This window comes from Pseudoalteromonas sp. XI10 (genome assembly GCF_001469895.1).
Classification (GTDB): domain Bacteria; phylum Pseudomonadota; class Gammaproteobacteria; order Enterobacterales; family Alteromonadaceae; genus Pseudoalteromonas.
In genome coordinates this window covers 15,742-33,105 of sequence record NZ_LOPY01000009.1, presented here as the reverse complement: position 1 = coordinate 33,105, position 17,364 = coordinate 15,742, and the positions used below count along the sequence as shown (strand labels likewise).

The 17,364-nt window shown below is 42.5% G+C and carries 20 protein-coding genes and 1 tRNA gene; 13 read left to right on the top strand and 8 right to left on the bottom strand.

Going from position 1 to position 17,364, the window contains the following annotated elements:
* Positions 1–2 precede the first annotated feature (2 nt).
* From AUR67_RS01230 to alr, 3 genes are all read left to right on the top strand, one after another.
* Positions 3–944 (top strand): DUF4097 family beta strand repeat-containing protein, encoded by a 942-nt coding sequence (locus AUR67_RS01230; RefSeq protein ID WP_058583800.1) that lies wholly within the window; start codon positions 3–5, stop codon positions 942–944.
* A 265-nt stretch (positions 945–1,209) separates the two neighbouring features.
* On the top strand, positions 1,210–2,589 hold the full coding sequence (gene dnaB, locus AUR67_RS01225) for a replicative DNA helicase (protein ID WP_058583799.1): 1,380 nt from the start codon (positions 1,210–1,212) through the stop codon (positions 2,587–2,589).
* Positions 2,589–3,668 (top strand): alanine racemase, encoded by a 1,080-nt coding sequence (gene alr / locus AUR67_RS01220; protein ID WP_058583798.1) that lies wholly within the window; start codon positions 2,589–2,591, stop codon positions 3,666–3,668. Before dnaB ends, alr begins: the two co-directional genes overlap by 1 nt.
* 5 nt (positions 3,669–3,673) lie before the next feature.
* Here alr and AUR67_RS01215 read toward each other — a convergent pair whose 3' ends face one another.
* Complete coding sequence (locus AUR67_RS01215; protein WP_054554201.1) at positions 3,674–3,913, bottom strand: DUF2960 domain-containing protein; 240 nt, start codon at positions 3,911–3,913, stop codon at positions 3,674–3,676.
* 115 nt (positions 3,914–4,028) lie between these two features.
* On the opposite strand from AUR67_RS01215, the gene AUR67_RS01210 reads away from it, so the two are divergent.
* From AUR67_RS01210 to AUR67_RS01200, 3 genes are read left to right on the top strand one after another with little or no spacing between them, the layout of a single operon-like run.
* Positions 4,029–4,286, top strand: coding sequence for a YkoF family thiamine/hydroxymethylpyrimidine-binding protein (locus tag AUR67_RS01210; protein ID WP_054563401.1), 258 nt, complete (start codon positions 4,029–4,031; stop codon positions 4,284–4,286).
* Between the two features lie 20 nt (positions 4,287–4,306).
* Positions 4,307–4,930 (top strand): nicotinamide riboside transporter PnuC, encoded by a 624-nt coding sequence (gene pnuC / locus AUR67_RS01205; protein WP_058583797.1) that lies wholly within the window; start codon positions 4,307–4,309, stop codon positions 4,928–4,930.
* On the top strand, positions 4,931–5,737 hold the full coding sequence (locus AUR67_RS01200) for a phosphotransferase family protein (protein ID WP_058583796.1): 807 nt from the start codon (positions 4,931–4,933) through the stop codon (positions 5,735–5,737). It abuts the gene before it with no gap.
* Here the strand turns inward: AUR67_RS01200 and AUR67_RS01195 are convergent.
* On the bottom strand, positions 5,734–5,916 hold the full coding sequence (locus AUR67_RS01195) for a helix-turn-helix domain-containing protein (protein WP_054563404.1): 183 nt from the start codon (positions 5,914–5,916) through the stop codon (positions 5,734–5,736). The genes AUR67_RS01200 and AUR67_RS01195 overlap by 4 nt on opposite strands.
* A gap of 219 nt (positions 5,917–6,135) precedes the next feature.
* On the opposite strand from AUR67_RS01195, the gene AUR67_RS01190 reads away from it, so the two are divergent.
* Both AUR67_RS01190 and AUR67_RS01185 read left to right on the top strand, forming a co-directional pair.
* Positions 6,136–6,210, top strand: a tRNA-Arg gene (locus AUR67_RS01190).
* Positions 6,211–6,272: 62 nt separating this feature from the next.
* Positions 6,273–6,494, top strand: a complete 222-nt coding sequence (locus AUR67_RS01185) for a Rho-binding antiterminator (protein WP_058583795.1) — start codon at positions 6,273–6,275, stop codon at positions 6,492–6,494.
* Here AUR67_RS01185 and zntB read toward each other — a convergent pair.
* Positions 6,489–7,460 carry a zinc transporter ZntB gene (gene zntB, locus AUR67_RS01180; RefSeq protein ID WP_058583794.1) on the bottom strand — a complete coding sequence of 324 codons (972 nt, stop codon included), beginning with the start codon at positions 7,458–7,460 and terminating at the stop codon, positions 6,489–6,491. The genes AUR67_RS01185 and zntB overlap by 6 nt on opposite strands.
* 148 nt (positions 7,461–7,608) lie before the next feature.
* Here zntB and AUR67_RS01175 point away from each other — a divergent pair, with 148 nt between their 5' ends.
* The 4 genes from AUR67_RS01175 (at position 7,609) to AUR67_RS21100 (ending at position 10,404) form a co-directional block, all read left to right on the top strand.
* Positions 7,609–8,031, top strand: coding sequence for an ATP-dependent zinc protease (locus tag AUR67_RS01175; protein WP_058583793.1), 423 nt, complete (start codon positions 7,609–7,611; stop codon positions 8,029–8,031).
* Positions 8,032–8,090: 59 nt separating this feature from the next.
* Entirely contained in the window at positions 8,091–8,996 is a 906-nt protein-coding gene (rimK, locus tag AUR67_RS01170; protein ID WP_058583792.1) for a 30S ribosomal protein S6--L-glutamate ligase, read from the top strand.
* A gap of 33 nt (positions 8,997–9,029) precedes the next feature.
* Positions 9,030–10,088 carry a succinylglutamate desuccinylase/aspartoacylase family protein gene (locus tag AUR67_RS01165; RefSeq protein WP_058583791.1) on the top strand — a complete coding sequence of 353 codons (1,059 nt, stop codon included), beginning with the start codon at positions 9,030–9,032 and terminating at the stop codon, positions 10,086–10,088.
* Between the two features lie 148 nt (positions 10,089–10,236).
* A complete protein-coding gene (locus tag AUR67_RS21100) occupies positions 10,237–10,404 on the top strand; it encodes a hypothetical protein (RefSeq protein WP_161936920.1) in 168 nt (55 codons plus the stop codon).
* Between the two features lie 25 nt (positions 10,405–10,429).
* On the opposite strand, the gene AUR67_RS01160 is transcribed toward AUR67_RS21100, so the two are convergent.
* From AUR67_RS01160 to recQ, 4 genes are all read right to left on the bottom strand, one after another.
* Positions 10,430–10,990, bottom strand: coding sequence for a mechanosensitive ion channel domain-containing protein (locus tag AUR67_RS01160; protein ID WP_095209703.1), 561 nt, complete (start codon positions 10,988–10,990; stop codon positions 10,430–10,432).
* A 64-nt stretch (positions 10,991–11,054) separates the two neighbouring features.
* Positions 11,055–12,770, bottom strand: coding sequence for a BamA/TamA family outer membrane protein (locus AUR67_RS01155; RefSeq protein WP_082665542.1), 1,716 nt, complete (start codon positions 12,768–12,770; stop codon positions 11,055–11,057).
* A gap of 67 nt (positions 12,771–12,837) precedes the next feature.
* Positions 12,838–13,134 carry a DUF3630 family protein gene (locus AUR67_RS01150; RefSeq protein WP_058583790.1) on the bottom strand — a complete coding sequence of 99 codons (297 nt, stop codon included), beginning with the start codon at positions 13,132–13,134 and terminating at the stop codon, positions 12,838–12,840.
* Positions 13,135–13,141: 7 nt separating this feature from the next.
* Positions 13,142–14,965: a DNA helicase RecQ gene (gene recQ / locus AUR67_RS01145; protein WP_058583789.1), complete on the bottom strand. Its 1,824-nt coding sequence runs from the start codon at positions 14,963–14,965 to the stop codon at positions 13,142–13,144.
* 225 nt (positions 14,966–15,190) lie between these two features.
* Here recQ and rarD point away from each other — a divergent pair, with 225 nt between their 5' ends.
* Positions 15,191–16,114 (top strand): EamA family transporter RarD, encoded by a 924-nt coding sequence (gene rarD, locus AUR67_RS01140; RefSeq protein WP_055021905.1) that lies wholly within the window; start codon positions 15,191–15,193, stop codon positions 16,112–16,114.
* A 2-nt stretch (positions 16,115–16,116) separates the two neighbouring features.
* Here rarD and AUR67_RS01135 read toward each other — a convergent pair whose 3' ends face one another.
* On the bottom strand, positions 16,117–17,352 hold the full coding sequence (locus AUR67_RS01135) for a diguanylate cyclase (RefSeq protein ID WP_058583788.1): 1,236 nt from the start codon (positions 17,350–17,352) through the stop codon (positions 16,117–16,119).
* Positions 17,353–17,364 lie beyond the last annotated feature (12 nt).

Sequence of the window (17,364 nt, the reverse complement as noted above, 5' to 3'; positions counted from 1 at the left end):
TTATGAAATTACTAGCCTTAACTTTAGGATTACTGCCACTGATGGCAATGGCGGGACAAACCATTAATGAGCAAATTGATGTACCTGCAAATAAACGCATTTTTATTGAAAACCAACGTGGTGATGTACGCATTGAAGGGTGGGATAAACCACAACTTAAAATCGAAGGTGAGCTTGACGATAAGGCACAAGGTTATCGTTTAGAGGTTGAAGGCAGCCGTGTTGAATTTATCGTAAAAATGCCGCGTAATTTAGGTGGCTGGAATAGCGGTGACGGTTCTCGTTTAACCATTTACATGCCAAAAAGTAGTGAGCTTGAATTTGCCGGAGTGAATGTCACAGTTAGTGCTAAAGAGCTTGAAGCAGGTGCAGAGATTGATACCGTCAATGGTGATATCACAGTGCAAGATATTCGCGGCAACATGAGCTTTGAAACGGTTAATGGTGATGTGAATGCTCATGATTTAAACGGTGATATTCGCTTTGAAACAGTCAATGGTGAAATTAACGATAAAAACTCGCAAGGTGCTTTACGCTTTACCGCGGTGAATGGCGACATTAAGTCAAAAACCAAAGCACAAGATGTTCGCCTTGAAAATGTAAACGGTGATATCGACTTTGCATTTGATGCAATTAAAAAACTGCGCATCAATACCGTAAATGGTGAAGCTGAAGTTCACATCAATAAGCTGCTTGAAGATGCTAATATTCGTTTTGAATCAGTCAGTGGTGACGCAGAGTTTTACTTCCCTGCAGATGTATCGGCAAAGTTTGAAATTGAAGCTCATGCTAACGGTAAAATCGTTAATGAGCTTAGTGATGACAGAGCAACGAAGGCGAAATACGGCCCATCTAGCGACTTAGAATTTAGTATTAACGGTGGTGATGCTGATATCGAAATGGATACGATTAGCGGACGCATTGAACTTCGTAAACAGAAATAACGATTAGGGTTACAAAAAAGCGGGAAGACTTCCCGCTTATACCAATCGTGTTAAGTTATTGGTCTTAAATAGCGACAGATAAATGAAGTGATAACAAGGCAGAAATTTTGACATGTAGTTACTCTACTTTAGACATTTCTAACGCAGTTAGCGCTTTATTTAGCACGCTAGAATGACCAAATATTTAAGTCGATTGGTATTTACTATTTGCACAGCCTTAGCAAGTCGATAGAATAGAGCCATTCAATTTTAGTTTTGTGATGTTATGGCCAAACCAGATAAGCAAGTCGATACGTTAAAAGTCCCTCCCCATTCAATAGAAGCTGAGCAATCTGTTTTAGGTGGTTTAATGCTTGATAATCAAGCGTTTGACCGTGTTGCTGAGTTAGTGGTTGCGCAGGATTTTTATACCCGAACCCATAAGCTGATTTTTGAAGCGATGGTGAATCTTGCTGAAGGCGGTGATCCAATCGATTTGATCACTATTTCTGAGAGCTTAGAGAAAAATAATCAGTTAAGTAGTGTTGGTGGCTTTGCTTACCTTGCTGAAATTGCCAAGAACACGCCAAGTGCGGCGAACATTGATGCCTACGCGAATATCGTGCGAGAGCGCGCTGTTATTCGTGAAATGATTGGTGTTGCGAACGAAATAGCAGAAGCTGGTTTTAGCCCAGAAGGGCGTACTAGTCATGACTTGCTTGATTTTGCTGAAAGTAAAGTATTCAAAATTGCTGAGCAGCGTAGTAAAAGCACCGAAGGCCCACAAAACTTACACAGTATCTTAGAAAAAACTGTTGATAAGATTGAAGAGCTTTATCAGTCGCCACAAGATGGTGTGACGGGTGTAAGTACCGGCTATGCTGACCTAGATAAAATGACGGCGGGTATGCAGCCTTCTGACCTTATCATTGTGGCGGCACGTCCATCGATGGGTAAAACAACCTTTGCGATGAACTTAGCCGAACACGCAGCTATGACACAAGATAAGCCTGTACTTATTTACTCACTAGAGATGCCTTCAGAGCAAATCATGATGAGGATGCTGGCATCGCTAGGCCGTATTAACCAAACTAAAGTTCGTACCGGTCAGCTAGATGATGACGATTGGGCGCGTCTGTCGTCAACCATGGGCTTGTTGATGGAAAAAGGTAAGATGTATGTTGATGATGCATCGGGCCTAACACCAACAGATGTGCGTTCGCGTGCACGCCGTATTGCCCGCGACCATGGCGGTATTAGTATGATCATGGTCGACTACTTGCAGTTAATGCGTGTGCCAAGTTTGTCGGATAACCGTACCTTAGAGATCGCTGAAATCTCTCGTTCATTAAAAGCACTGGCAAAAGAACTGCAGTGTCCGGTTATTGCACTATCGCAGCTTAACCGTACCCTAGAGCAACGTGCCGATAAACGCCCAATCAACTCCGACTTACGTGAATCAGGCTCAATCGAGCAGGATGCCGACTTAATCATGTTTATTTACCGTGATGAAGTGTATAACGAAGACAGTACTGAAAAAGGCGTAGCCGAAATCATCATAGGTAAGCAACGTAACGGTCCTATCGGTAAAGTACGTTTAACCTTCCAAGGTCAATTCTCGCGTTTTGATAACTACGCGGGTCCAGCTATGGACGACGAATACTAATGCGCTTAGCCATTGCCGAAATCAACCTAAAAGCACTTGCTCATAATTTAGCACAAGTGAAGCGCTTTGCGCCTGGTTGTAAAGTAATGGCGGTGCTTAAAGCCAATGCTTATGGCCATGGCTTAGTTAAAATTGCTCAATACCTAAATGATGCCGATGCATTTGCGGTTGCTCGAATAGACGAAGCGTTAGCGCTACGTGCAGGTGGACTGACAAAACCGATTGTATTACTTGAAGGTTTTTTTCATAAAGATGATTTACCTATCTTGCTTGCCAATAACTTTCAAACCATTATTCACGATGAAAACCAGCTTGCAACGCTTGAAAATACAAGCCTTGATGCACCAATTGCGTGTTGGTTAAAGGTGAATACGGGTATGCATCGATTGGGTATTGCGCCATCGCAATTTGAGTCTTTCTACAGTCGCTTAAAAGCAAGCCCGAATGCCCGCGATGACATTAAGTTAATGACGCATTTTTCGTGCGCAGATGACATCAATGATGAAAAAACCGCTCAGCAAATTGCCTTATTTGATTCTTTGGCAGATGGCAAAAGTGAGCAGCATTGCCTTGCAAACTCTGCTGGCATTATTGCTTGGCCAAAAGGTCATGGCGAGTGGGTGCGCCCTGGCTTGATGCTTTATGGCGTATCGCCAATGCTTAATGGCGTAGGGCAACAGCACGGACTAGAGCCTGTTATGCGTTTAACAACGCGAGTTATCGCGATACGCGATGTTGATGCCAATCAATGTGTAGGTTATGGCGGACGCTGGCATAGCGATAAACCGACTAAGCTTGCGGTGGTTGCGATGGGCTATGGCGATGGTTATCCACGTCATGCTGAGCAGGGCACACCTGTGGTTATAAAATCACAACGCTATGGTATTGTTGGCAGTGTAGCGATGGACATGATCACGGTGGATATTGGTGATAACCGCGACAAAATCAAAGTTGGTGACGAGGTGATTATGTGGGGGCCAGAACTTCCCGTTGAAGAGATTGCCCAGTGCGCAACAACCATTCCTTACGAGTTACTGTGTAATATCACCCCACGTGTGAGCTACGAGTATCAAGAGTAACTTTGTTACTCTTTAATAAAATACACGTCACTGAAACCCATTCGTGCGAATTCTTGGTCACGAAAGTTACGTACTGCCGCAGAGCCTTTTGAAGTCATTTCGACTTGCTGTTCCATCTTTAAATAATTGGTTAAATCAATGCCTTCAGCCGCCGCAATAGCATGGTACATATCGCGGTATTTATCTTTTGCAAAATTGATTTCGCGAGGCTGATTTTTAAATTTGTAAGTGATGCGGCGTGCCATAATGAATCCTCAATGTTTATCGGGGCTGATTTTACACTAAAAAATAACCATAGCCATGACTTGTTAGTATAAGCGGGTTACAATGCAATACTTTTCAAAGACTCGGTAAATCATAATGAAACTTTCAGTAGAGATCAGTAAGTACCCACTACATCAAGACTACATTCCGTTTATCAAAGGTTTTATTGACCGTGTAAACAGTTACGAAGGTCTTAAAGTGATCACCAACACTTTATCTACTCAGATTTTCGGTGACTATGATTTAGTGATGTCTGTACTTAATACTGAAATCAAACGTTCTTATGAAGAGTTTGGTAAGGCTATTTTCGTCTGTAAATTCTTACATGGTGACTTGTCGCCTAGCGAAGACTAAAACCTAAAGTAGCGCGTGTTATGGAATTTTTAAGCGAAACCTTCTCTGGCTTTACTGCCATGTCGCATTGGGAATATATTGCCGTTGCCTTATCGATGGCGTATTTACTGTTAGCGATTAAAGAAAGCTTATGGTGTTGGCCAGCCGCGTTTGTGAGCACCTTTATTTATACCGTAATGTACTGGAATGGCGCACTGTTGATGGAGTCGCTACTTAATTTTTACTACATGTATATGGCGGTATATGGTTGGGTGGTTTGGCGCAGGGGCATGAACAATAAAGATCATCTGCCCATTATTTCATGGTCGTTAAAGCGCCATGCGGTGATTTTGCTTGCCACCTCACTGGCTTCAGTTGCCATTGGTTTTGTGATGACCAATTACACGCACGCTGATTTTGCTTATTTAGACAGCTTTACCACCTGTTTTGCAGTGGTGACAACCTACCTTGTTGCCAAGAAGGTACTGGAAAACTGGTTGTACTGGATTGTGATTGATGCAGCATCTATGTATCTATACTTTGAAAAAGGGTATTACCCAACCTTAGTTCTTTTCGTGTTTTACACCATTATGGCCGCGTGGGGCTTTAAAACCTGGTATGAAGAATACGAGCAGCATCAGGCTAAGCCGCTTGCACAGCTATAGATGAAAACTGAGCAACAAATTCACGCGCTTTTTACGCGCTTCAACTCACGTTTAGTTATCACCTCAATCAGCCCGCTGGTTGAGGGGCTAAGCAATGATAACTACCTAGTTAAAACAGCAAGCCAAGATTTTTTGGTTAAGCACTATCGCGACCACTGGCCGGCGATTGGTCTTGCAGCGCAAGCGCATTTTGCAAAGCAAAGCTGCTGCCCAGCCCCACTTTGGTTAGAACAAGCAACCGACACGGCTATTTTCGAGTACGTGGCAGGTAGCATTGCCAGCGGTGAATTTTGTAGTAGCTTATTACCCGATTTAGTGAATTTACACCGCTACCCTGTGCTTACTGAGCCTATGGATATAGCTTACGAAATTAACTACTACCAGCAAACAGAGCGTTACCAGCAACATGCTGAGCTAATTAAACAGTCACTGGCTTATATTGCTTCAGCGCCTAAAGACATGGGTTTTTGTCATAATGATTTAGTGAAAGAAAATATCATTGTGAATGAGACGGGGATGTTTTTAATCGACTTTGAGTATGCCAAAAGCAACGATGTTTACTTTGACTTAGCTGCGCTGGTGGTGAGCTTTGCGTTAAATGACGAGCAGCAACTGGCGTTACTTAAACGATACCAAGCGCTAGTGTGCGAACATCACGAGTTTTACTTATCAGTTGAAAAGCTCGCGGCATTTCATGCGCTGTTTTTGCTTTTATGTATTTGTTGGTACGAACAACGTGGTGCGATGGATAAAGTGGCGCCCCTGCTAATACAGCTTAACCACTTCATAGAAAAAGCTAAAAATTAAAGACCGCCAATTCGCTCGGCAAGTTCTTTATATTTTTTTACGTCTTCTGGATCAAACAAAGGTTCACCTTTGTCATCTTGTGATTTCGAGATCAGTAAATGCTCGCGAGCAAGACGTTTTACGCGTTCGACTTTTACACCTAAAAACTCCGCGACTTGCTCTGTAGACATTAAACTCATGATCAAATTCCCCTTACATGGCAAGACTGCCACCTTGTTATTAATTTTATTAAGTATACGTTAATACCTTGGTTCTGCACGAAAGTGAAGTGTTTTAATGCAAATTGCTGAATTTATGTGCATATAAAGGCCTCGATGCTAGCATTTAGCACAAGATGCCATTATCATTGCCGGGTTGTCATGCTGATATCGCGAGTCAGTGTTGACGACGACAAATGTGCTCTCGTGGTGAAATGGATATCACGTGGCCCTCCGGAGGCTAAGTTGCAGGTTCGATCCCTGCCGAGAGCGCCATTTGCTCTTCACTTTAATATCTTCTAAGCTCGATTAACTCCTCAAACAATTCCAAAAAGCTAATGACTTATCAACCTATCGCTTGTGGCGACTACGATAAATATGAATTATGGTGCATGCATAAATCTCTATTACGCATTACCTTAGTATCTGGTGAGCAGTTAGAAGGAAAAGCAGAGACCCTCAAAATACTCAACTCCGATGGTGAGCACCTGATTTTGGCAACAAAAAAAGGCGAACATGCCGTCCGCCTTGATTTAATTAAAAAGGTTGTTGCGTTATAGCCACTTTTTATTTTTAAAGTAAATGCCAATCCCAACGGTTAGTACCACCAAGAAGATAATAAACAAGCTAAATGCGTAAGGGCTTTCAGTGCCCGGAATACCGCCTACGTTTACACCTAGTAAGCCAGTTAAAAAGCCAAGTGGTAAAAACAGTGCTGCAACCACCGACATCACATACATGCGTTGGTTTAGTTGCTCAGATACTTGGCTTGTTATTGCTTGTTGAATAATTTGCGCGCGCTCAATTGAGCTATCTAGCTCTTCTAAATAACGGATCAACATATTGGTTGTTTCGTTTAAGCGTGCCTTATCGTCTTCATCTAACCACTTATATTTGTTGTTTAACAAAGTAATAAGCGCTTCTTTTTGTGGCCTTAAATAACGTTTTAACGCGATTGTTTGGCGGCGAATTTGCGCTAATGATTGATGATCAAAGCCCTTGCTTGGTTCATCAATTTCATCTTCAAAACCATCGAGAGTGTCATCTAAACTGTCGATAACAGCTTGCATACGCGACGTTAAGTTTTGCGCCAATTGGCAAACTAACTCAGAGATTGAGCAAGGACCATTGCTGCCATCGAACGACTCAACAACATCTTGCACCGATAATAAACGGCGCTTACGGGTTGTGATCACAATGTTTTCGTTAATAAATAAGCGTAACGAGACCATGTCTTCTGGGCTTTGCGCAGGGTTTAGATTAACGCCACGCAAAAACAGCATATTACCATTAGTGACTTTGCTTAAACGCGGACGTGTTTCATCGGCAATTAGGGACTCAAGCTCGAAATCAGTTAATAAATTACTTTTCTCAAGCCACTTAACGGCTTCAGCTTGGCTGTAGTCCATGTGCACCCAAAGTTTTCCGTGTTCGGGTTGCCAATTTTGCAGCTCAGTACTATTTTCAATAGCACGTGCACCGCCTTGTTCGTCTAAAATTAAGACATGAAGTAACCCATTGATCATATTGAACTCTCGTTTTACAAATAGAGGGGTATAGTTGATTATAGTTTAGGCTACGTCAATTAAATCGACTTATCGAGTGGATAAATATATTTCGTTGGTGTTTCTAGCTCTGTAGCGTATAAGACACTTTTTTAAAGAGGGCACATTAATGAGCGCAAAAATTATTGTTGGCTGGCGAGAATGGCTTGGCCTGCCTGAACTGGGAATCGATAAAATCAAAGCAAAAGTTGATACCGGAGCAAGAACTTCATGTATTCATGCTTTTGACATTGAGGAATTTTCAGAAAATGGCGAAGCATGGGTGAAATTTACTACCCATCCTCTACAAGACGATGTAGAAACAACGGTAGAGTGTCGCGCCAAAGTAGTTGAGCGTAAGTATGTGACCAGTTCAAGCGGTCAGCGTGAGCTACGCTACTTTATTGAAACAAAATTAGTCGCAGGAACCCAAAGCTGGCCTGTAAGGGTGACTTTAAGTAACCGTTCAACAATGAAGTTTAGAATGTTGTTAGGGCGTACAGCAATGGAAAATCGCATAGTCGTTGATCCGGCTTTATCTCATTTATTATAGGAAAAGGACTTATCACACGTTGCTACGTGTATGAGTTTATCAGTTAAGGTTTTTAACTTATGAAACTTGGTATTTTATCTCGCAACCAAAATTTGTATTCAACACGTCGCTTAATTGAAGCCGCAGAGCAGCGTGGTCATGAAGTGAAAGTAATTGATGCACTTCGTTGTTATATGAACATCAATTCAGAGCAGCCAGAAATCCATTACCGAGGTGAAAATTTAAAAGATTTTGATGCTATCGTGCCGCGTATTGGTTCGTCAGTAACTTTCTACGGCTGTGCGGTATTACGTCAGTTTGAAATGATGGGTGTATACCCTGTCAATGAATCTGTGGCAATCACTCGCTCGCGCGACAAGTTACGTTCACTACAGCTACTTTCGCGTAAAGGTGTAGGTATGCCAGTGACAGGCTTTGCAAGTAAACCAGATGACGTAAAAGATTTATTAAGTATGGTTGGTGGCACGCCAGTCGTTATTAAGCTACTTGAAGGTACCCAAGGTATCGGTGTGGTATTAGCTGAAACACGCAAAGCTGCAGAAAGTGTAATCGAAGCATTTATGGGCTTAAAAGCCAATATCATGGTGCAAGAGTACATTAAAGAAGCGGGTGGTGCTGATATTCGCTGCTTTGTATTAGGCGATAAAGTAATTGCTGCGATGAAGCGTCAAGCGCAAGAGGGTGAATTCCGTTCTAACTTGCACCGTGGTGGTAGTGCGACTTTGGTTCGTATTACTCCAGAAGAAAGAAAAACAGCTGTTGCAGCAGCTAAAGCGATGGGTTTAAACGTAGCAGGTGTTGATTTACTTCGCTCTGCACGTGGTCCATTGGTGATGGAAGTAAACTCATCACCTGGTCTTGAAGGTATTGAAGTTGCAACCGGTAAAGACATTGCAGGCATGATTATTGAGTTTATTGAAAAAACAGCGGCATCAAAGAAAACAGCAACTCGTGGTAAAGGTTAAGTAATATAAGCGCTCTATTAAAAGGAAAAGTGCGTGGCTAAGGTTAAGAAAAATACACCGTTTTCAATTTTAGGCGATACGGTGGGTGTTGGCGAACGTAAAACATTTGCGATTGAAGCTGCCAAGCTTTACACCCACTCGCCGTTAAATATTCCAATTGAAGTCGTCAATGGTGTGCAGCAAGGGCCTGTATTAATGGTATGTGCTGCAATTCACGGTGATGAGCTCAATGGTGTTGAGGTTGTTAGGCAGTTGCTTGCTAAAATCGATCCAGAGCAATTGCGCGGTACTATTATTGCGGTACCGATTGTGAATGTGTTTGGTTTTATTCATAAGTCACGCTACTTACCAGACCGCCGTGACATGAACCGCAGTTTTCCGGGCTCAACTCGTGGCTCGTTAGCTGGGCGAATGGCGAATGCGTTTTTTACTCAAGTGGCAATGCATTGTACGCATATTATTGATTTACACACAGGGGCAATTCACCGAACTAACTTGCCGCAAATTCGCGCTAATTTGAGTGATCCTGCAACAGCAGCCATGGCAAAAGCGTTTGGTACCCCAGCAGTGATTGATGCGTCGCTTCGCAATGGTTCATTACGCAGTGAAGCGGCAAATTTAGGAATACCCGTTATTACCTATGAAGGCGGCGAAGCGCTTCGCTTTGATCCAATTGCCATTGCAGCAGGTGTACAAGGTGTTGACTATGTGATGCGCCATTTAAAAATGGTGCGTGGTAAGCGCGCGAAAAAGCTACCGGAGCCGATAATTGCAAGCTCGACGAGTTGGATACGCGCCGAAGCAGACGGTATTGTTCGTGCACAAGTATCACTTGGTGAGCGAGTAATGAAAGGGCAGGTTCTAGCTTATATAAGTAGCCCACTTGGTGATGCTGAACTTGAGCTACTCGCGCCGCGCAGTGGTATTGTAATTGGTCAGCAGACTATGCCGCTGGTTAACGAGGGGGATGCTGTATTCCATCTTGCTTACTTTGCTCACGCAAACAGCCTAGTTGAACAACAACTCGAAAACTTTATTGATGAAATAAGTGATATTGAAGACGAGTTAAAAACCGCAGATTTAAATAACTAATACCCTATTCTGTAATTCAAAAAGCCAAACTATTTGTTTGGCTTTTTGTATCCGGCTGCCCTGATCTATTACTTGACCTTAGAGCAAGTACAAGGTTTATAGTTTTTTTACTTACTTAATTGTCGTAAGAATGACTAAAGGATCAAAGATGAAAAAGTTTCTATTTTACACAGGCTTATTCACGCTTGCTATTTCACTTACGCACGGCTTTTTTACAGAGCTAAGTGTTGCTCATATCGTGTTATTTCACCCTTTAGTCATTTTATTTAGTTTTATATTAATCGCCTATGGAAGCAGAAAAAGAACACCTATTTAGCAAGCGTCTCGTTAACTTTAAGCAGTTACTTTTTTGGGCCTAAAATACGTTTTATGGTTGGCGCTTTAGTTGCCGTAGGTGGATTCTTTAATACCATCACTGGGCGGGTAACAAAGATGTTGTTTGGGTAAATCACTTTGTGACCATCAACATGCTCAAGTACGACATTCATTAAGCCCATTTCGATAATGCGGCCTTCTAAGAAGTTTGCACCGTCAATCACTCTCACCCAAAAGCCAACACGGCAGTCGTTTTGAATAAACATCAACAAGAAAGCTGTTAGGTTACTTAGTAACGACCAGGCGGCAAAAAGCGCGACACCTAACATGGCAAAAATAGATGAGCCAAGTACTAATAAGCCGCGTAGCTCTATCCCCCAAAAGACTAACACTAAGCACAGCATAACAATGGCAAGAATGATATTGAGCAACAGCTCAGCGCGGTATTCGCGATGCGGATCTGCCTTGCCTTTAATTGCTTTTAATAGCAGCTTTTTGGTGGTTTTACGCAGTAGCGGGTAGAGCAAAACCGCGATAACAGTCACGATTAAATGATATTGCTCGTTAAAGAATTCGACGAAGTCCAAAAGGGTTCCTAAGTTAATATTTTACATTTTGATTTTAGCTTTTTAGCTTAACAATACCACTACTTTAAAAGGTATTTTTAACCGTTACTAGCCATTGCACTGAGTCAATATCGTCATCTTGTTTGTTAATTGGTGCGGCAATATCTAGGTGGATAACCGTACCTGCATTGGCACGGCTTGGCGCTAAACGCAGGCCCACACCCACATTTTGTAGAACGTTACCATTGGCACCATTATCTTTGTCGTTATACCAAGCTCTACCAATATCATAAAACGCGGCACCACCGACTTTAAATAATTGCAGTAAGTCATATTCCCAGTAGTAGCGTTTTTCTAGAGTCACTAAAAAGCTGCGGTCGCCTACTTGGTAGTCAAGCGGGTAACCACGTAGGCCATTTTCACCACCAATAGTGAGTTGTTTATCAGCAGTGAGGTTTTCAGCATATTGTAAGCGTACTTTGGCGTACCAGCTTTGTCTTAGTGTGGTATTGAGATAATACTGTAGCTGCGTGCTGGCAAACAGGTTTTCAACATCATCGGTTTCTTCATTCCAGTAGCCATCAAGGTCTGCTTTAAAGCGCCATAACTGGTTATCTCCAGAGTAATGTGCTTTTGATAAAGATAACGAATAAATAGTACGGCTGGCATCGTCGCTAAAATCATCACTCGAATAACCGAGTAAGGCATGGATATTCCAACCAAGGTTTAAATCTTCAGTGCGGTAGATGCTATCGAAGTTTCTAACCTTAACGTAGTGATCTTCAAACCATTGGCCACTAACATAAGGGTAACTCAGCGTTCTATCTTCAGCGATAGGAAAGCGCGTAAATGGCGTTTCTCTAAAGGTTTCTTCTCGGTTCTCGATGCCAAGCTTAATACGCTGGGTCCAACTATTACCAAGTTGTGATGAATGACCAAAGTAAGCGCGGTTTAATAAGGTTTTTTGTTCAAACTCACTAACTACATCGCCGCGATAGTAAAGTGACTCTCGGCGTTGATCAGAGTAACTTGTAACACCGTAGCTGTAGGGCGTATCAATCGAGAAAAACGGGTAACTTACATCGAGATAATGACGTTTACCGTCATCGTTATCTGAGTATTCTAAGCGGCCTTGATAGCGGCTAGAGAATATATGCGGATCGTCATACACAAACAGGTAGCCAGTACGGTCAGCATCACGGGTACGACTAAACGACACTCGTTTACCCCAGCCTAAAAAGTTAGATTCGCGAAAGCCAATGCTTGATTCATTCTCACCACCACTGCGGCTAAAGCTTATTTCAGGTAATAAGGTCCATAGATCGCGCGTAATGACTTTTACATGTACGTTGCCGTCACAATCGAGCTTTGCGTTGATACGCGCATCATACAAGTAGCCTTGTTTACGCAGTAATCGCTCTGACTCTAGCAATTTACGTGGATTGTAAACATCACCTTCTTCAAACAATAAAACACTGTGTATTACATTAGGCTCAGTAGTCATGTGAGCGCGATTGGCAAAGCGGAATAAAAAGTTATTTTCTTCTTCAAGCTCAGTGTTAAAGACGTTCAGCTGTTCAAGTTCAATAGAGACTATTTTACGGTTATTAGCGGCATCGGGTAGTGGATTATCAGCATCAAGCTGGCGGCGTAAGTTATTATCTTGTGATTTAAGCGTACGTTGGTTTTGACAATAATTACTATCGTCAGTGAATAACTGCTCTGCATGAACATTGGCTGCTATGCAGATTGGTAATAGTGTTATTAACCTAGCAACAAAGTGCGACTGCTTAAATCCCATTTACACCCTTAGTTGAGTATGTCCTGTGCAACTACTACATACTAAGCGTGGGTAAAAGTCTAGCTTATTATTGTAATTGCGTGACTAAATACTGATGAAGTTGTGGCAATGCAGCACTGGCTTCTATGCCCTCAGCATTGATCCAAATACTTTCACTGTAATGTTCAAAGTTTAGATTAAAACTATGATCTGTAAAGTGAAAGCGTAATTGATGACGATCAGCACCGGCATCAAAGTCGGCGGTTGTTATGGCTGGAGCGTGTAAGAAAAGGGTTGCCCAAAGTTCAAAGTCTTCATCGTGGGGAAGCTCACTCGACGTTATGAGAATAATCTCATGCTCGGCATCATAGGTTAGTTCAGTCATAGCAGTCCTAATTGGTGGCAAGGTAGTCGCGAATGGTATTTAAAAACGGTGCGCCGTACTTATTGAGCTTAGTGAAACCAACACCTGACACCTTTAAAAACTCACTGTCGTTGGTTGGCATTAACTGCGCCATTTCAGCGAGGGTTTTATCATTGAATACCACATAAGGCGGTACATCATCGGCATCGGCCAGTTCTTTACGTAAGGCACGTAATTTCGCAAATAGCTTTTTATCGTAATTAAACTGAGCGAGTTTATCTTGGTAAACGTGCTTAGCTTGTAAGCGAGGCTCAGCAAGTTGCAATGCATATTCACTTTTAAGTACCGCACGGGCGGCTTCGGTTAAGCGTAATGACGAGCCTTGGGTAATATCTTGGCTTAATAACCCTTGATGGATAAGCTGCCTTAAAATACTTAGCCAGAATTCCACGCTGTGCTCTTTACCGATGCCATAGGTGCTTAGCTGGTGGTGATTGTTATCTCGAATGCGGCTAGTGTTTGCACCGCGAAGTAACTCAACGATATAGCCTATACCAAAACGTTGCTCAGCACGGTACACACACGACAAGGCTTGTTGCGCGACAAGTGTGCCATCAAAGCTAGTAGGTGGGTTTAAGCAAATATCACAGTTACCACAGGTTTCGCGTTTATATTCGCTAAAATAATTGAGCAAGATTTGTCTGCGGCATGTTTGTGCTTCGGCGAAGCTTGCCATAGCATTAAAGCGCTGTTCTTCAACACGACGACGATGCTCGTCTTCAATATCTTCAAAAAAGCGGCGTACGCGGCCTATGTCTGCAGGATCAAAATACATAATTGCTTCTGCAGCCAAGCCATCTCGACCTGCACGACCGGTTTCTTGGTAGTAAGCCTCGATGCTTTTTGGAATATCGTAATGGACCACAAAACGTACGTTTGGTTTATTAATCCCCATGCCAAAGGCGACAGTCGCAACCACAATTTGAATATCGTCACGGGCAAAGCCAGATTGCACAAATTGGCGTTGCTCGTTACTCATTCCCGCATGGTAGGCTGCGGCATTGAACCCGGCGTCAGCAAGTTTTTCGGCTACATCATCAACCCGCTTGCGGCTGGTGCAGTAAATAATGCCACTCTGGTTTTGCTGCTCTTTTAAATATCGAAGCAGTTGCACCATAGGTTTGAATTTTTCTTCTATGGTGTAACGAATGTTAGGTCTATCGAAGCTACCAGTGTGCACGTAAGGGTGGTTAAGCTGAAGCTGTTCAATAATATCGTAACGAGTTGCTTTATCTGCCGTTGCTGTAAGCGCCATCATGGGCACATGCATAAAGCGTTGCTTTAACTCGTTGAGCCGACAGTAATGCGGCCTAAAGTCATGCCCCCAATGCGACACACAGTGAGCTTCATCAATCGCAAAAAGTGCGAGTTTTAGATTACTCAAGCGTTCTAAAAATTCGTGTTGCAGTACTTTTTCTGGTGCAACATATAACAGCTTAATTTGCCCATAGTGTAATTGCTGATAGACAGCTTGTTGCTCTTCAAAAGGCAGGCTGTTATTGATGTATGCCGCTTGCACGCCGAGCGCTCTTAATTGGGCAACTTGGTCTTGCATCAAGGAAATAAGCGGTGAGATAACCACAGTCACACCATCAAGGATCAATGCAGGTACTTGATAGCATAAAGATTTGCCTCCACCCGTTGGTAGAAGTACAAGCGAGTCTTGTCCGTCTAGCGCTGCGGCTATAATCGCTTCTTGGCCATCACGAAAGTCCTTGTAACCAAACACTTGTTTGAGTACGGCTTGTGGTGATCTAACGGGTGTGTTGGACATTGCGGTATTGGTATTCATCGCCGAGCATTTTAGTGGTTTTTTATAGCGATGTCTTTAGCAATATACCCAAACGACCTCAAAATGCAGAATTCAGCGTTTCACAGGTGCTTAATATCAAGGGGTTACTTTGCAACAATGGCAGTCCCTTTTAAGAAGTAAATACATGGGTTTATTTAGCGCGTTTAGGTTGCGTCACTGCTTAGGGGGCGTAAAATAGCGTTTTTAAACTATAAAGCCAAACTTATGCCTACCAACATTGAGCAGCGAAAAGGCGTTATTTTCGCTTGTTTAGCCTTTTTTATGTGGGGTCTTGCGCCCATTTACTTTAAGTTTTTACAGCAAATTTCTGCTTTTGAAATCTTAATGCACCGTGTTATTTGGTCAGTGTTATTTTTACTTCTTATTATTGCAGCTCGTCATCAATGGCAGCGTATTCGTGTTGTACTCGGACAACCTAAATTACTTTTGATGTTGGTAATAACAGCAAGTTTACTTGGCTTTAACTGGGGGTTATTTATTTGGGCAGTGAACAATAATCACATGCTCGATGCCAGTTTAGGTTATTACATCAACCCACTACTAAACGTGTTGCTTGGTATGTTGTTTTTAGGTGAGCGACTGCGTAAATGGCAAGGCGTTGCGGTAGGCCTAGCGCTTTGTGGTGTGTTGCTACAGCTTGTGAGTTTTGGTTCATTCCCTGTAGTTGCTTTTTCGCTAGCTGGTTCGTTTGCTATTTATGGTCTATTACGTAAAAAGTTACCAATCGAATCATTGCCAGGGTTATTGCTCGAAGCACTTATTTTATTGCCTGTTGCACTTATTTACTGGTGGTTGATGGCGCCATCAGCAAGCTCTGATTTAACTGCAAACGATTGGCACATTAATTTGTTACTCATTAGTGCCGGTGTGGTGACAACCTTACCGCTGTTATGTTTTACTGGTGCAGCAAAGCGTCTGCAGTACAGTACACTTGGTTTTTTCCAATACATTGGTCCAAGTTTAATGTTTATGCTTGCCGTGGCGTTTTACGGTGAGGTATTTGATGCCGAACGTGTGGTGACATTTGCATGTATTTGGAGCGCTTTGGCATTATTCAGCTGGGATTCGTATCGCCAAAGTCGTAAGCAACGCAAAGCGCAATTAGAGGCGGTAACTAAGCCTGTGTAGGCTTAGCTTACTAATTTGTTACGCCCAGTTTCTTTTGCTTGATAAAGCTTTAAATCGGCCTGTTTTATTAGTTCATCTAAACTATAAACAGGCCCATTATGAAACCCAATCGATAGCGTAAACTTGATTCGATCTTTACTGAACTCAGGGCTGTGCTTTTCAACAAACAAGCGGAATTTCTCTAAACGTTGCAGAGATTCTTGTGGGTCTTGATCAGCAAAATAGACTGCAAACTCTTCACCACCAAAGCGGCCTACTAAGTTATCTTCAAAATACTTTGCCATACATTGCGATAGGCCCTTTAATACGTCATCGCCGGCATCATGACCATAGTTATCGTTAATTGATTTAAAGTGGTCAATATCAATCATGGCTAAAGACACTGAGTTTTCTGCTAGTTTTGCAGCTTTTAGATGGCTGTTTGCTTCACCAAAGAAATAGCGGCGATTAGGCAGTTTTGTGAGGTAATCAGTGTTTGCTTGTAAACGAATCGTTTTAATGTTTTCAAGCATGTCGACGTTTTGGCTGAGCCGACAATAAAACTCTTCATTGTTGAATGGCTTGCGAAGGTAATCGTCTGCGCCAGATTTTAAAAAGCGCGTCGAAAGGTGCAAAGTATCGAGTGCAGATATGCCAATCACGGCTTTTTCATCGTTAGAATATAAACGGCGAATTTCAACACAGAGCTCATCCCCATTCATATTCGGCATTTCATTATCGGTAATGATCACCGATATTTTTGGGTTTTCAGCCAGTACTTTTAAAGCATCAACACCATCAACAGCTTCGAGTGTTTGGTATTTATGACGGGTTAATAAGTTGCAAATATGGTGGCGTGTTGCTGCTGAATCATCGACTACTAATACAAATATTTGCTCATTACGAGGCAAGCGAGCCAGTTGTTTTTCTAGGTATTGATAGGCTTGTTTATTTTCTTTGGTGATGTAATCAATGATGGGGTGTTTTTCAACGATATTGCGTGTTGTTTCGTCAAGGTTGCCAGTCATTACAATGGTCGGGATATCGGCTTCGATGGTGCAAGGAACTGCTTCACCGTTTGGCGCATCAGGCAGAATAAAGTCTACTACGGCACAAAAGTAACTGTGCTTGTTAATAAGCTCTTTTGCCTCAGCTAGGTTACCTGCAATGTCGGCTTCATAGCCAACTTTTTGCGCGATGTGCTTTTGCACCCGCGCAATGGTTGGCGTATCTTCAATTATTAATATTCTTCGAGTCACAGCTTGCCTTGT